Annotated in this window: 16 protein-coding genes and 1 pseudogene; 9 read left to right on the forward strand and 8 right to left on the reverse strand. The window is 41.1% G+C overall.

Features of this window, described 5'->3' with window-relative positions; genetic code table 11:
* Positions 1-109 precede the first annotated feature (109 nt).
* From fliL to LG402_RS12665, 9 genes and pseudogenes are all read left to right on the forward strand, one after another.
* Entirely contained in the window at positions 110-592 is a 483-nt protein-coding gene (fliL, locus tag LG402_RS12625; protein ID WP_006533151.1) for a flagellar basal body-associated protein FliL, read from the forward strand.
* 5 nt (positions 593-597) lie between these two features.
* Positions 598-1,626 carry a flagellar motor switch protein FliM gene (gene fliM, locus LG402_RS12630; RefSeq protein WP_088495228.1) on the forward strand — a complete coding sequence of 343 codons (1,029 nt, stop codon included), beginning with the start codon at positions 598-600 and terminating at the stop codon, positions 1,624-1,626.
* Complete coding sequence (gene fliN / locus LG402_RS12635; protein WP_006533153.1) at positions 1,619-2,029, forward strand: flagellar motor switch protein FliN; 411 nt, start codon at positions 1,619-1,621, stop codon at positions 2,027-2,029. Before fliM ends, fliN begins: the two co-directional genes overlap by 8 nt.
* Positions 2,030-2,032: 3 nt before the next feature.
* On the forward strand, positions 2,033-2,479 hold the full coding sequence (gene fliO, locus LG402_RS12640; protein ID WP_227335687.1) for a flagellar biosynthetic protein FliO: 447 nt from the start codon (positions 2,033-2,035) through the stop codon (positions 2,477-2,479).
* The gene (fliP, locus tag LG402_RS12645) at positions 2,479-3,249 is read left to right on the forward strand and encodes a flagellar type III secretion system pore protein FliP (protein WP_072068515.1); all 771 of its coding nucleotides are present in this window, start codon (positions 2,479-2,481) and stop codon (positions 3,247-3,249) included. The genes fliO and fliP overlap by 1 nt, the downstream gene beginning before the upstream one ends.
* Positions 3,250-3,263: 14 nt before the next feature.
* The gene (fliQ, locus tag LG402_RS12650; RefSeq protein ID WP_072068516.1) at positions 3,264-3,533 is read left to right on the forward strand and encodes a flagellar biosynthesis protein FliQ; all 270 of its coding nucleotides are present in this window, start codon (positions 3,264-3,266) and stop codon (positions 3,531-3,533) included.
* 5 nt (positions 3,534-3,538) lie between these two features.
* Positions 3,539-4,321: a flagellar biosynthetic protein FliR gene (gene fliR, locus LG402_RS12655; protein WP_109407809.1), complete on the forward strand. Its 783-nt coding sequence runs from the start codon at positions 3,539-3,541 to the stop codon at positions 4,319-4,321.
* A gap of 123 nt (positions 4,322-4,444) precedes the next feature.
* Positions 4,445-4,712: pseudogene (locus LG402_RS12660) on the forward strand (DUF1778 domain-containing protein).
* Positions 4,700-5,191 (forward strand): GNAT family N-acetyltransferase, encoded by a 492-nt coding sequence (locus LG402_RS12665; protein WP_227335688.1) that lies wholly within the window; start codon positions 4,700-4,702, stop codon positions 5,189-5,191. Before LG402_RS12660 ends, LG402_RS12665 begins: the two are co-directional and overlap by 13 nt.
* Before the next feature lie 86 nt (positions 5,192-5,277).
* On the opposite strand, the gene flgL is transcribed toward LG402_RS12665, so the two are convergent.
* The 8 genes from flgL to flgE all read right to left on the reverse strand — a co-directional run bounded on the left by flgL (position 5,278) and on the right by flgE (position 13,767).
* The gene (flgL, locus tag LG402_RS12670; protein WP_166539689.1) at positions 5,278-6,222 is read right to left on the reverse strand and encodes a flagellar hook-associated protein FlgL; all 945 of its coding nucleotides are present in this window, start codon (positions 6,220-6,222) and stop codon (positions 5,278-5,280) included.
* Between the two features lie 31 nt (positions 6,223-6,253).
* The gene (gene flgK / locus LG402_RS12675; protein ID WP_166539688.1) at positions 6,254-7,906 is read right to left on the reverse strand and encodes a flagellar hook-associated protein FlgK; all 1,653 of its coding nucleotides are present in this window, start codon (positions 7,904-7,906) and stop codon (positions 6,254-6,256) included.
* 117 nt (positions 7,907-8,023) lie between these two features.
* Positions 8,024-9,010 carry a flagellar assembly peptidoglycan hydrolase FlgJ gene (gene flgJ, locus LG402_RS12680; protein WP_227335689.1) on the reverse strand — a complete coding sequence of 329 codons (987 nt, stop codon included), beginning with the start codon at positions 9,008-9,010 and terminating at the stop codon, positions 8,024-8,026.
* Positions 9,010-10,116 carry a flagellar basal body P-ring protein FlgI gene (locus LG402_RS12685; protein ID WP_109407815.1) on the reverse strand — a complete coding sequence of 369 codons (1,107 nt, stop codon included), beginning with the start codon at positions 10,114-10,116 and terminating at the stop codon, positions 9,010-9,012. The genes flgJ and LG402_RS12685 overlap by 1 nt, the downstream gene beginning before the upstream one ends.
* 14 nt (positions 10,117-10,130) lie before the next feature.
* Positions 10,131-10,874: a flagellar basal body L-ring protein FlgH gene (locus tag LG402_RS12690; RefSeq protein ID WP_166539687.1), complete on the reverse strand. Its 744-nt coding sequence runs from the start codon at positions 10,872-10,874 to the stop codon at positions 10,131-10,133.
* A gap of 63 nt (positions 10,875-10,937) precedes the next feature.
* Positions 10,938-11,720, reverse strand: coding sequence for a flagellar basal-body rod protein FlgG (flgG, locus tag LG402_RS12695; RefSeq protein ID WP_072068525.1), 783 nt, complete (start codon positions 11,718-11,720; stop codon positions 10,938-10,940).
* A gap of 19 nt (positions 11,721-11,739) precedes the next feature.
* Positions 11,740-12,495: a flagellar basal body rod protein FlgF gene (locus tag LG402_RS12700; RefSeq protein ID WP_227335690.1), complete on the reverse strand. Its 756-nt coding sequence runs from the start codon at positions 12,493-12,495 to the stop codon at positions 11,740-11,742.
* Between the two features lie 21 nt (positions 12,496-12,516).
* The gene (flgE, locus tag LG402_RS12705; RefSeq protein ID WP_227335691.1) at positions 12,517-13,767 is read right to left on the reverse strand and encodes a flagellar hook protein FlgE; all 1,251 of its coding nucleotides are present in this window, start codon (positions 13,765-13,767) and stop codon (positions 12,517-12,519) included.
* Between the last annotated feature and the right edge of the window lie 11 nt (positions 13,768-13,778).

Raw genomic sequence — 13,778 nt, forward strand, 5'->3', positions numbered from 1 at the left:
TCTGCCATTAAAAAACAGAAATAGCGGGATAATTAAGGTTGATTTAGATGGATATGGAAGTCCACAACAGTGAACACGTATCCACTACAAAACAGGAATTTAACTGTCCATGTCTAATTACAGCAATGAACGTAAAAGCTATAGCTTAATTCTGATCATCGTATTATTGGTGATCGCCATTATTGCAGCGGCATTCGGTGGATATAGTTGGTGGGCATTGAAGCATGCTAAATCAGGTTCAGCGGGCACTAGTCAGCAAAAAGTTATACCAGCACCCGTTTTTATGTCATTAGAGCCCTTTACGGTAAATCTAATTGATGACGAAGAACACTTAGACAGAGTGCTCTACATAGGGATCACACTAAGATTGCATAATGAAGACACTCGTAAGCGTCTACATGATTATTTACCTGAAGTTCGTAGCCGCTTGTTATTACTGCTTTCTCGTCAACAAGCTAACAAGCTTGCGACAGACAATGGAAAACTCCAGCTAATGACGGATGTAAAAGAAACGCTGAGACCGACTCTCGTACCGGGAGAATCTGAACAGATCCTCTCCGATGTACTGTTTACCACGTTTATTCTGCGATAATCATTATGAGCGATAATATCCTTTCACAGGCAGAGATTGATGCTCTGCTGAATGATGACACATCAGGTGACGACGCCAAAAGCGCGAACAGGGAACCTGCGATAGCGAAGGATCCGAATGAACCGGATATTCAGCCTTATGACCCCAACACGCAACGTCGTGTGGTTCGGGAACGTTTACAGTCGTTAGAAATCATTAACGAACGCTTTGCGCGTCAATTCCGCATGGGGCTGTTTAACATGCTCCGTCGGAGCCCTGATATTACTGTTGGTGGCGTTAAAATCCACCCTTATCACGACTTTGCTCGTAATTTACCTGTACCAACGAATCTTAACTTGGTGCATTTAAAACCATTACGAGGAACCGCGTTATTTACCTTTGAACCGAATCTGGTTTATATCGCGGTAGATAACCTGTTTGGTGGTGATGGCCGTTTTCCAATCCCTGTGGAAGGACGTGAATTTACCAACACAGAGCAACGGATCATCAACAAAATGTTGAAATTGGCACTTGATGCCTACCGTGATGCTTGGGATTCCATTTTCAAAATTCAAGTTGAATATGTTCGTTCTGAGATGCAGGTAAAATTTACCAATATCACCTCATCACCGAATGACATTGTTGTTACGACACCTTTTCAGGTAGAGATCGGTTCGATGGTCGGGGAATTTAGCATTTGTATTCCATTTGCCATGATTGAACCGTTACGTGAACGACTGATCAACCCACCAATTGAAAATGTTCGTCAAGAAGATGGGGTTTGGTTAGATAGTTTAGTCAACCAGGTTCAGCATTCAGAACTTGAACTGGTCGCAAACTTTACTGACATCCCACTGCGTTTATCAAAAGTGCTGACACTTAAAGAAGGGGATGTTATCCCTATTGATAAACCAGAAAGATTGATTGCACATGTTGATGGTGTGCCCGTATTAACAAGCCAATACGGTACAGTAAATGGGCAATATGCCCTTCGTGTTGAACACCTAATTAACCCTGTTTTAAACGCTCTGGATGAGGAACAAACCAATGAGTGATGCAAATCGCCCAACTGATAATTCACAATCGGCTGAGGATATGTGGGCTGATGCAATGGAACAGCAAACTGGGAAAAGCCAGGATAATAGTTCCGATTTATTTGAACATCTTTTACCTGAAGACGATACGCTTAATCATCTATCCGATATTAATTTGATCATGGATATTCCTGTCAAATTAACGGTAGAGTTAGGCCGCACCAAAATGACCATTAAAAAATTACTCAGCCTGTCTCAAGGTTCTGTCGTTTCACTGGATGGTTTAGCTGGTGAGCCCCTTGATATTCTTATCAATGGCTATTTAATTGCTCAAGGCGAAGTTGTTGTTGTTTCTGATAAATACGGTATTCGTATTACCGATATTATTACGCCATCAGAACGTATGCGTCGTCTGAGCCGTTAATTTATGGAACAGCTTCCTTCCTTTTCCAGCCAAGGTGCGGTAAATACTACCGCGCCCGCTACAACACAAACAGTTCAAACGCCTACACAACCATTGCCTGTAGGTCAAAGCCTTGCTCAAGTTAGCACGGCGCTTGCGGGCATTATCGTTCTTATTATTGTTGCTATGTGGTTATTTCGCCGTTTTGGCTTTACCCGTGGTTCATTTAAAGGAACAACAGCACAACTGAGCGTCAAAGCAAGTTGTTCATTAGGTGCAAAAGAACGTGTAGTTGTTGTTGAAATTGAACAGGAATGGCTTGTATTAGGGGTAACATCATCGCAAATAAATCTATTGCATAAGTTACCTATCCCTGAAAAAGCCTCGCAGGAAGCGACAACATCAGCTACATCGCCATTGTTTACTCAAATATTACAAAAAACGCTAAAGCGAGATAAAGGCAACTCATAATGCATCAGTGTGTCACTTTTTTTAACGCATTAACGCGTTGGCGTCTCTTCGCTAGTGTACTGGTTTTAGTCTTGTTCCCAACCAGTGCGTTTGCTCAGTTTCCGAGTGTTATTACACAATCATTACCGGGAGGTGGTCAAAGTTGGTCACTGCCAGTACAAACCTTAATCTTCATTACAGCATTAGGCTTTATTCCTGCTGTTTTGCTGATGATGACCAGTTTTACACGGATTATCATCGTACTAGGATTATTACGTAATGCATTAGGAACACCATCAGCACCACCGAACCAAGTTGTTCTTGGTCTAGCGTTGTTTATGACCTTTTTCATTATGGCACCGGTTTTTGATAGAATTTATCAAGATGCCTATATGCCTTTTAGTGAAGATAAAATCTCCTTTGAACAAGCGTTAGACAATGGTTCAAAACCCCTGCGTGAATTTATGATGCAACAAACGCGCGAAACAGATTTAGCTCTATTTGCACGCCTTGCAGATGCCCCAGCATTTGAAACACGCGAAAGTGTACCTATGCGTATTCTAGTTCCTGCCTATATCACCAGTGAGCTAAAAACCGCATTTCAAATTGGTTTTATGATTTTCATTCCTTTTCTTATCATCGACTTAGTCGTTGCTAGTGTATTAATGGCGCTCGGTATGATGATGGTGCCCCCTGCAACAGTCTCATTGCCTTTTAAACTTATGCTTTTTGTTTTAGTTGATGGTTGGCAATTAATACTGGGCTCACTTGCACAAAGCTTTTTTAATTAGCGCTGAGGTAATCCATGACACCAGAATCCGTCTTAGCACTGGGCACAGAAGCGATGAAAATCGCTTTATCACTCGCAGGCCCTCTTTTATTGTCAGCGCTTGTGACCGGTCTTGTGATCAGTATGCTTCAAGCAGCAACACAGATAAACGAAATGACATTATCGTTTATTCCTAAAATTCTTGCGGTATTAGCGGCTATTTTAGTGGCTGGCCCGTGGATGTTAAGTTTGCTTATCGATTATATGCATAACTTATTTACAGGCATTCCAGGGATGATTGGTTAATAGCAATGATAACACTGACCAGTGAAATGCTTAACGGCTACATTAGTGATTTTTTCTGGCCATTTGTGCGTATTCTTGCACTGTTTAGTACTGCACCGCTATTTAGTGAAAAACAGACACCAAAAAAATTCCGTATTACGCTCGCCTTTTTGATAACCGCATTAGTCGCACCTGGTTTACCACAAAGTAATGTGCCTCTATTCTCGATTATTGCCTTTTGGGTATTATTACAACAAATTTTGATTGGCACGATTTTAGGGTTATCAATGCAATTAGCCTTTGCGTCTGTTCGTCATGCTGGTGAAGTGATTGGTTTACAGATGGGGCTTTCATTCGCCACCTTCGTCGATCCATCTGGTGGCCCTAACATGCCTATTTTGGCACGTATTTTTAATATGTTAACGATATTGCTATTTTTAGTCTTTGATGGGCATTTATGGTTAATATCAATATTAGTTGATACATTCTATGTGGTTCCTATTGGAAATCAAACTTTTAACTCTTCAGCCATTCTCACTTTAGTTCAAAGTGGTGGTACAATCTTTATTAACGGTATGATGCTAGCCATGCCATTAATCACCCTACTTTTAGTGCTCAACCTTTCATTAGGTATTCTAAACCGTATGACACCACAGCTTTCTGTCTTTGTGGTGGGTTTCCCTCTTACGCTGACTATTGGTATGTTAGCATTATCAATGATTATGCCTGCATTGCCTGTATTTACAGAGCGCGTCTTTAGCGATACGTTTAATCGCATCACTTTGATATTACATCAGCTGGTTTCTTGAGATTTAAATCGACTTATTTTTAATCGCAGTCCTCAAATTAAAATTTATCTGCTTTTTTGTAGCTAATATTGTTTGTTTATTCCACAATCAATGTATATCAATTGCTATACAAGGAGGCGTGATATGAAAGCTGACGTACAACTCAATATTCGCGCTAAAGAATCACAACGCGCACTTATTTGATACTGCTGCTGAAATTCTCCATAAATCTCGTACTGACTTTATTCTTGAGACAGCATGCCAAGCTGCTGAAGACGTCATTTTAGACCGTAGAACCTTTAATTTAAATGATGCTCAATATGTGGAATTTATAGAAATAATTGATGCGCCGGTTGATATTGACCCTGCTCTTGAAAAGTTATTAATAAGAAAACCATTATGGGAAAAGTAACAGCACCTGAGCCGTTATCAAATTCACATGAAGTGGTTGATTTTTATAGTAGTGAAAATGTATTAGATTACTGGATAAAACAAAGAGGTTTAAAAAACCACTTTTTAGGTGCATCACGTACATTTGTGGTCTGTGAAAAAAATAAAAAACGTATTGTTGGATACTATTCTTTAGCAACAGGTAGTGTTAACCATACTGAAGCAATTAGTCATATTCGCCACAATATGCCAGACCCAATACCCGTGATCATTTTAGCTAGACTTGCTGTTGATAAAACTTTTCATGGAAAAGATCTTGGTGCCGATTTGTTAAGAGATGCTGTTTTGCGTTGTCATCATGTAGCTGAAAACATTGGTGTTAGAGCGATTATGGTTCATGCTTTAACTGAAAACGCAAAACATTTTTACCTTCATCATGGTTTCAAAGCTTCTTCGACTCAAGATAAAATCTTATTCTTAGCATTAAAAAAGAAAATATAGTTTATTGCTTTTAATAAATAAAAAAATCCCCTGATAAATAAATACCAGGGGTGATATCAAAATGTCTTAAAACAAAACTAAAATAATTAGCGATACATCTTGAACATCGACATGTCTTTCATGTCGTTAAAGACTTTATAAGAAGCCTGTAATACAGACTCTTCTTGGTAATAATCAGAAATTGCTTGAGTCCAGTCTAAATCGCGTAATTCGCTTAAACGTTTTGCATTTCTTAACGATGTATCCGCACCTAAATCATCTAGATTATCAATTTCTTGAAGTTGTAAACCTAATTTTGCTTCTACACTTGAAATATTATTTAAGGTTGCACGGTTAACGCGGTTCGCTGCATCAATTTTTTCTAATGCTGCATCACGATCAGCTTGTGGTTTACCTGTTAACGGTTCACGTAATGCAGTAATAGCACCATCTAATGCTTCAAAAATATCAGGCGCTGTTCCTTTACTCCCTGAAGATTGTAATGTTTCAATCCCAGTGAAGTTAGTGACCATTTCAATATTACTATCTACTTTTTGGGTAATTTGCTTATCACCACCTTGATAGGTGATTTTGCCTGTTGCATCAGCGACAAAAGGTGGTTTATCTGATTGGAAACCTGCAAAGATATAACGGCCAACACCATCTTTTGTATTGCCAATACCCACTAATTGATCTTTTAAACCTTGTAATTGATCAGCCAAAGATGAACGGTCTTCATCGCTTAATGTTGCATCATTACCCGCGGCAACCAGAGTCTCTTGGATCTTCGTTGTGATATTAACCATTTGACTGGCTAAGCTCATTTGCAAAGACATGCTGTTTTTTGCAAATCCACGAGCAGTCGCATACTGTTGGTTACGAGATTCAGATTGTTTCACCATAACCGCTTGGGAAGCTGCCATTGGATCATCTGATGGTTTTTCAACACGACGACCGCTGGAGATTTTATTGCCTTCCGTCATCCATTTACTTTGTGAACTGGTAATATTGTCCACTCGCTGGCTAAAAATTTGATTTGAACTTAAACGCACAGTGATATTCCTTATTCTGATGAAGGGTTACTTAGAAAACTTGCATAATCGCATCAAACATACTGTTTGCAGTTTGAATAACTTTTGCATTTGCCATGTAGTATTCTTGAATGCGATACATCTCACCGTACTCTTCGTCCAAGTTCACACCAGAAACAGACTGTTGTTGTTCTATAATACTTTTAGTGATAGAAACCTGAGCATCGAAGTCAACTTGTGCCGTATTCACTTTGTTACCAACCATACTGATCAGTGAACCATAGCCACCAGCAATTGTTGTTTTGCCATCAATAACTTTTTCATCAGGTAACTCAAACAATTTTTTCATGTTTTCGTTATCACTTGGTGCAGTTTCACCATCTGCATTTAACGAACCTGCAGCAGCAATTTTACTTGGATCAGTTACCGCAACTTTCATATCTGCAATCACATTACCTACAGATTGAACAATAATAGAATCGTCTTTTTGTGCTGTACCATTGATTTTGATACTCATGCCTTCGAATTCTAATTCGCCCGTTGCGCTTACTTTAGCATCAACTTTACGACCGCCCGGCTCTACCGTAACATCCCACTTACTACCGTCATATTTAACAGTATAATCAGCCGCTTTCACTGCTTTGGTATCGGTATATTCCACATTAAAGGAGGCATCACCTTTGTTCTTACCATTAGGCATAACATGAGCGCCACCAAGGTCGAAGAATTTCTCACCTTTTTTACCTTCTAAATCAAAACCTTGTTCGTGTTGTTTATTAAATTGATCACCCAACACTAATGCTAATTGATTTAATTGGTTACGGCTTGGATCTAACACTTCTTCACGGCTACGATAAGCACCGCCAAGTTCACCACCTTTAATACGTTTTGCATCCACTTCACGAACTTCATCAATGCCATTGCTATAACCAATAACAAGGCGTTCGCTATTTTTACTTGATGGGATAGCAGATACTTCATAAGAGCGAGTACCAGATACTAATGGCAAACCATTAGCAAATGTGACGTTAACAAAACCACCATCCTGTTGAGTTACTTGAACATCAACCAGTGTATTTAGCTCTTGAATTAAACGATCACGTTGGTCTAATAAGTCGTTAGGATCAGCGCCATTGAAGCCTTTAGAACGACTAATTTCGTTATTTAGTTTTGCGATCTGTTTTGTATATTCATTGATATTTTTAGAGGTGTTTGTCACCTGACTATTAATATCTTTTTCTAGATCACGCAATGATTGGTCTGCTTTAGCAAACATATTCACCATTGCTTCCGCTTTACCAATTACCGTTGTACGCGCAGGGTTGTCTTCTGCGTTATTGGTTACGTTTGGTAAGCTGGTAAAAAATTCGTCAATCGCACTCGAAACATCATTCCCTTTATCTGCTAACAAATCATTAATTTGTGAGATATTTTGGGTATAACTATTAAGTGCGCTTTGTTTTGACATTGCACGGTTCATTTGACCGGCAAGGAATTCGTTATACTCACGATGAATACGGCTAACATTAACACCATTACCGATATAACCATTACCGGTCATTGTGCCGCTGTTTTCATTAAAAACAGTCATTTGACGGTTGTACCATTTTACATTTTGGTTAGCGATGTTATTACTCACAGTGCTCATCGCAGCTTGTGCCGCATTAAGTCCGCTCATCGCTGTATTAATTAAACTGTTGGACATTTGTCTATCCTTTTACGTTTAGTCATCACCCGTATGCACGGAGCATAGCTGGCAAGTTGGAATGAATGCTCTGGTCTTTATTATCGGTACTTCCCCTCTAAACTTGAGGGGAAAGCATTAAAATAGATCGCTTAAATCGTGAGTATAAGTTTTAGCAACTTGCTCACCGCTTCCTTTTAATTGACCAATGATTGAAACCAGTTTTTTCGCATAACCTGGATCGGTGGCATAACCCGCTTCTTGGATGCGATAAGCGGCTTGTTCTGGGGTTTGAGCTTGAGGCACTTTTGCGTAACGAGGACTTTCAGTAATCAATCGGAGATAATCTTGAATGGCTTCAACATAAGAGCCATAAACGCGGAAATTATCACGCATTTTAATTGACTTACCGTCAATCACTTCGGTTGTCATAATGTTTGTGACAGGCCCTTTCCAACTATTTCCTGCTTTAATACCAAATAGGTTATAACTTGGTTTACCTTCACCCGTTAGAATTTCACGCTTACCCCAACCTGATTCGAGCGCCGCTTGAGCAACAACTAAAAGATGGTGTACACCGGTGCCTTCTGTTGCTTGTTTAGCAGGCCCTAACAGTTTAGATGCAAAAGAAGCACTGCTTTCAGATAACCCTTTAAGCTTGCCAATCGTACTTTCAATTGCATTTTGGTAAGGCTGCACTGCACGATACATTTGTCCCAAGGCTTGCGTTGGCATGGATTGAAAAATATCACTGCCATCTAATGGCATTGGCGTTTTTCCCGCCATTTCGCTCGGGTCCATCGTAACTTTTGCAGAAAGCTGTTTTTCTATCATGTCAGCAAAGCCCAAGCCTTTTTGCGATAAGTCTTGAGCGATTTGTTGATCATAAAGTGAGGTGTACATTTTGGTACTTTCTGAATTAAACATGCTCTCTTGAGGTATTGCATCGCGCATGCTCTTTAACATCATTTGAACAAAAACACCTTCAAGTTGCTGCGCCACTTGGCGCAGTCCTTGTTGATCAGCATTTTGCCCGACCTGATATTTAAGTTTATTCAATGCATTACTGTCATATGCCGGCGCTGACATCGTCGGCATTGAAGAAAGCAGAGATAAATCTTTCATCAGATAATCTCCAATCTCGCACGTAAGCAACCCGCGCTTTCCATTGCCTGCAATATCGACATTAAATCAGTCGGTGTTGCACCTAATGCATTTAATGTACGGATCACTTCGTTTAGGCTTGCGCTTGCATTCACTTGCTGTAATGAGCCACCTTGTTCACTCATATTCACACTCGTATTACGTGTTACAACAGTGCTACCACCCGCAAATGGAGTATTAGGCTGACTTACATTCACTTGACTATCAACCGTGACAGAAAGGTTGCCTTGTGCAATCGCACAGCTTCCTAATGTCACATCACGATTCATAACAACAGAACCCGTTCTTGCATTAATGATCACTTTTGCATCGGCAATAACTCGTTTAATTTCGAGATTTTGAACTTCAGCCAAGAAACGGACTTGTTCACTTTTACCAATAGGAACACGTAGTTGAACTGTACGAGCATCTAAAGGAATAGCGGTACCCACACCTCTTAATTTATTAACGGTATCAGAGATATGTTGTGCCAACGTGAAGTTTTCTTCATTCAGTTGCAAGTTCAACAAACCAGTTTGACCAAATTGTGATGGTAGTTCGCGCTCAATAATCGCTCCGCTACTAATACGTCCACCCGCTAATTGGTTAACTTTAACGCTATTACCGCCTGCGGATGCACCAGCTCCCCCAACCACAATATTACCTTGAGCCAAAGCATAAACCTGATTATCAACACCTTTGAGTGGCGTCATCAGCAACGTACCACCACGTAAGCTTTTTGCATTACCTAATGATGAAACAACGACGTCGATTGATTGCCCAGTACGACCAAAAGGCGGTAATTTTGCTGTTACCATCACCGCAGCAACGTTTTTCAATTGCATATTGGTGCCGGGTGGTACGGTGATCCCCAATTGTGAGAGCATGTTATTCAGACTTTGTGTGGTAAACGGGGTTTGCATTGTTTGGTCACCCGTTCCATCTAATCCCACCACTAAACCATAACCAATCAGCGCATTTTCTCTTACCCCTTCAACAGAGGTGAGATCTCTGATCCGTTCGGCATGGGCGGAAAAACCGACACATGTCATCACGATAAAGAAAAGGCTCATCGCTATTTTTTTCATCTGGACCCTACTCATTAAAAAGGTGATACATTTAAGAAGAAGCGTTGTAGCCATCCCATAGATTGTGCTTCATTGATATAACCGTCTCCGATATATTCAATTCGAGCATCAGCAACTTGGGTTGAATTTACGGTATTGGCACCACTGATAGTTCTTGGATTCACAACACCTGAAAAACGAATAAATTCAGTACCTTGATTGATAGCAATTTGCTTTTCACCAATAACGTGCAGGTTTCCATTGGCGAGAAGTTGATCGACGGTCACAGTAATGGTGCCTTTAAAGGTATTGTTCGCGTTTGCGCCACCTTTACCGCCAAAGTCACTATTTCCTTCCATACTCATATCGGTACGTTTATTACCAAATACCCCTTCCAAAAATCCTGGCGTAATCGCAGCAAGGAATCCTGCTTTACCATTACGGCTGGCATTCGCAGATGAGTTTTTGCTTGCACTCACATTCTCTTGCAATGTAATAGTCAACGTGTCACCGATATTTCGAGGGCGTCTATCTTCAAATAGTGGTTGATAGCCAAAATAAACAGGCTGAGCTGACTGAAAAATAGAGCCATTAGGTGCAGGTGCTGTTGGTGCCGTTGGAACCGCCGTTGTGTTGCCTTCTACTAACGGTTTTTTGGGTATATATGCGCATCCCGACAGTGTCAGTACCAACAGGGCGGTACCTAAACGTTGATGACGACGCCATCTGACACTAAGCTTTCTTGCCCCAGAATTGTCAGTAATGACCTTTGTATCCATCTTCGATACTCTTTTAGTAATACGCCTGACAGGAAATCCTGTCAGGCTAATGAACAAACGAAATTAGAGTTGCGTTAGTTTCTGTAACATCTGATCAGATGTTGAAATCGCTTTACTGTTAATTTCATAAGCACGTTGAGTCTGGATCATATTGACCAACTCTTCAGCTACGTTAACGTTAGAGGTTTCAACATATCCCTGATACAACAAACCTGCGCCATTGATACCGGGGGCATTTTCAGTTGGTGCGCCAGAACTTGCGGTCTCTAAATACAAGTTTTCACCCACACTTTCTAATCCGCTGTCATTAATAAAGGTAGTTAGTGTCAATTGACCCACTTGTTGTGGCGCTGGATCACCTTCCATTTCAACACTGACTGTACCATCACGACCAATCATCACTTTCTTCGCAGTATCAGGCAAAATAATGGCTGGTACGACTTGGAAACCACTGGTAGTGACCAATTGACCATTTTGGTCCATTTGGAATGCGCCATCACGGGTATAAGCGTCTGTGCCATCAGGTAACTGAACATGGAAAAAACCCTGTCCTTTAATCGCCACATCACGTGTTCCGTTTGTTGGCGCTAAGTTACCTTGGCTATGTAAACGTTCGGTCGCAACCGGACGAACACCCGTACCAATTTGTAAACCTGAAGGTGCATTCGTCTGTTCTGATGTCATTGCACCCGGCTGACGAATTGTTTGATACAGTAAATCTTCGAAAACCGCACGTTGACGTTTAAAGCCATTGGTGCTGACGTTCGCGAGGTTGTTGGAAATCACATCCATGTTTGTCTGTTGTGCATCCAACCCAGTTTTAGCAATCCATAAAGAACGGATCATGGTTTTCCCCTTACACTATTTAACTCAGTGATAGCAATTGGTTAGCTCGTTGCGCATTATCGTCAGCGCTATGAATAACCTTCATTTGCATTTCGAAACGTCGTGCGTTTGCTATCATATCGACCATGGCTTCTGCTGGATTAACATTACTGCCTTCTAACACACCAGCTAACACCTTCACGCTATCATCCGCAGGTAATTCCTCACCAGCACGCGCAGTGTCTTTCGGTGATAAATGGAATAATCCATCATCACCACGCACCAAGTCGTTTTGCTCTGGTTTTACCATTTTTAAACGACCAATCTGACCCAACATTTTTGGTGGATCAGTGGGGACATGCGCAGTCACAATACCGTTATTGGCAATACTGACATTTGCCTGAGGAGGTACTTCAATCGCACCGTTATCCCCCATTAACAAACGTCCTTGTACCATCAACATGCCATCTGCATTACGTTGGATGTTTCCGTTTCGGGTATAAGCTTCAGTGCCATCATCAAGCTGAACAGCCAAATAGCCGTTATCACTTAATGCAACGTCCATTGATCTGCCGGTATAGTTCATCGTTCCTTGACTCTGATCGCTACCTGGCGTTGAGGCTACCGTTAATGTACGAGTTGGTAAGGTATCGCCATTGACAGGTACGGCTCGCATTGCACTAAGCTGCGCTTTGAATCCAGGCGTTGATGCGTTTGCTAAGTTGTTCGCCACGACAGCTTGATTTTCCATCGAGTGTCTGGCGCCGCCCATCGCGGTATAAATCACATGATCCATAACAGATTATTTCCGGCGTTATTAGCGCAAGCTAACCAGAGTCTGCAGGATCTGATCCTGAGTCTTGATGGTTTGTGCGTTTGATTGATAGTTACGTTGAGCAACGATCATGTTGACTAACTCTTGGCTCATATCAACGTTAGATGCTTCTAATGCGTTGTTAGTTAATTTGCCGAATACACCAGAGCCTGCAACACCGACAATTGGTGAACCTGAACCGTTAGTTTCAGACCACATATTGTCGCCTTGTGAGCTCAAACCACCTGCGTTTGCAAAGTTAGCTAATGCGATTTGACCAACAACTTGGCTTTGTTGGTTTGAGTAGGTCGCCATGATTGAGCCATCTTGCTCAATACGGAAGTTGGTGAATTCACCCGCTTGATAACCGTTTTGCGCTAATTTAGATACACTTGATTCAGAAACTTTTTGCTGAGTACTGCCACTGAAATCCAGTGTGATCGTGCTTGGAGCAGAACCATTTAAAGAAGCAATAGCAAAGCCTGGTGTTGCTGGAGGAGTCACAGCAGCAGGTGTAAAGCTATTTAAAACACCACCTGTTGAATAGTCTAACGTTCCTAATTCCTGATGTGCCGATGGTGCACCAGCTGTATCCTTAGTGGATGTATCTTGCCCATAAACTTTCCATTTATTGTCATTTGTTTTTACAAAGAATAAGTTCAGGTTATGTTCGTTACCTAAGCTATCGTAAGTGGTAACGTTAGTACTAAAGTTATAAGTATCACCATCTTTAGAATCAAATGGCGCTTTAGCGGGTTTCTCTTCACCTGAATTCAGGTTAACCGCCATATCAATTTTATTGGTTGCGCTGGCGTTCATCATATCGGTAGGAATAACGATAGGTGTTGGTGTTGCTCCTTTTTGTACTACGTTTTTACCTGCAACGTTTTGTACTGGATAACCTGTTACACGCATACCTTGCATATTGGTCAGGAAACCATTTTTATCTTTACCAAATTCACCGTTACGTGAGTAGAAAACACCACCGTTTTGATCTTCAATACGGAAAAAACCACCGCCAGAAATCGCTACGTCTGTTGGACGGTTAGTGGTAGTGATACTACCGTCTTTAAAGTTTTGGCTAATACCTGCAACTTTAACACCCAGACCTGCACCAGAACCGGCAAAAACGTCTGCAAAAGAAACGTTTGCACCTTTAAAACCGTAGGTTGCGGAGTTAGAAATATTGTTACCGATAGTATCTAAGTTAGCGGCTGCTGCGTTTAAACCACTTACTGCTTGTGAAAAGGACATGCGCCCTCCAA

Origin of the sequence: Proteus sp. NMG38-2 (assembly GCF_020640995.1) — a bacterium.
Taxonomy (GTDB): domain Bacteria; phylum Pseudomonadota; class Gammaproteobacteria; order Enterobacterales; family Enterobacteriaceae; genus Proteus.

What these genes read in the sequence shown, in the direction of transcription:
- flgE (WP_227335691.1), bottom strand. Translation starts at nt 13,767, where the DNA reads ATGTCCTTTTCACAAGCAGTAAGTGGTTTAAACGCAGCAGCCGCTAAC.
- LG402_RS12685 (WP_109407815.1), bottom strand. Translation starts at nt 10,116, where the DNA reads ATGAAAAAAATAGCGATGAGCCTTTTCTTTATCGTGATGACATGTGTC.
- fliL (WP_006533151.1), top strand. Translation starts at nt 110, where the DNA reads ATGTCTAATTACAGCAATGAACGTAAAAGCTATAGCTTAATTCTGATC.
- fliM (WP_088495228.1), top strand. Translation starts at nt 598, where the DNA reads ATGAGCGATAATATCCTTTCACAGGCAGAGATTGATGCTCTGCTGAAT.
- LG402_RS12690 (WP_166539687.1), bottom strand. Translation starts at nt 10,874, where the DNA reads ATGGATACAAAGGTCATTACTGACAATTCTGGGGCAAGAAAGCTTAGT.
- fliN (WP_006533153.1), top strand. Translation starts at nt 1,619, where the DNA reads ATGAGTGATGCAAATCGCCCAACTGATAATTCACAATCGGCTGAGGAT.
- LG402_RS12665 (WP_227335688.1), top strand. Translation starts at nt 4,700, where the DNA reads ATGGGAAAAGTAACAGCACCTGAGCCGTTATCAAATTCACATGAAGTG.
- flgK (WP_166539688.1), bottom strand. Translation starts at nt 7,906, where the DNA reads ATGTCCAACAGTTTAATTAATACAGCGATGAGCGGACTTAATGCGGCA.
- fliP (WP_072068515.1), top strand. Translation starts at nt 2,479, where the DNA reads ATGCATCAGTGTGTCACTTTTTTTAACGCATTAACGCGTTGGCGTCTC.
- fliR (WP_109407809.1), top strand. Translation starts at nt 3,539, where the DNA reads ATGATAACACTGACCAGTGAAATGCTTAACGGCTACATTAGTGATTTT.
- fliO (WP_227335687.1), top strand. Translation starts at nt 2,033, where the DNA reads ATGGAACAGCTTCCTTCCTTTTCCAGCCAAGGTGCGGTAAATACTACC.
- fliQ (WP_072068516.1), top strand. Translation starts at nt 3,264, where the DNA reads ATGACACCAGAATCCGTCTTAGCACTGGGCACAGAAGCGATGAAAATC.
- flgJ (WP_227335689.1), bottom strand. Translation starts at nt 9,010, where the DNA reads ATGAAAGATTTATCTCTGCTTTCTTCAATGCCGACGATGTCAGCGCCG.
- flgG (WP_072068525.1), bottom strand. Translation starts at nt 11,720, where the DNA reads ATGATCCGTTCTTTATGGATTGCTAAAACTGGGTTGGATGCACAACAG.
- LG402_RS12700 (WP_227335690.1), bottom strand. Translation starts at nt 12,495, where the DNA reads ATGGATCATGTGATTTATACCGCGATGGGCGGCGCCAGACACTCGATG.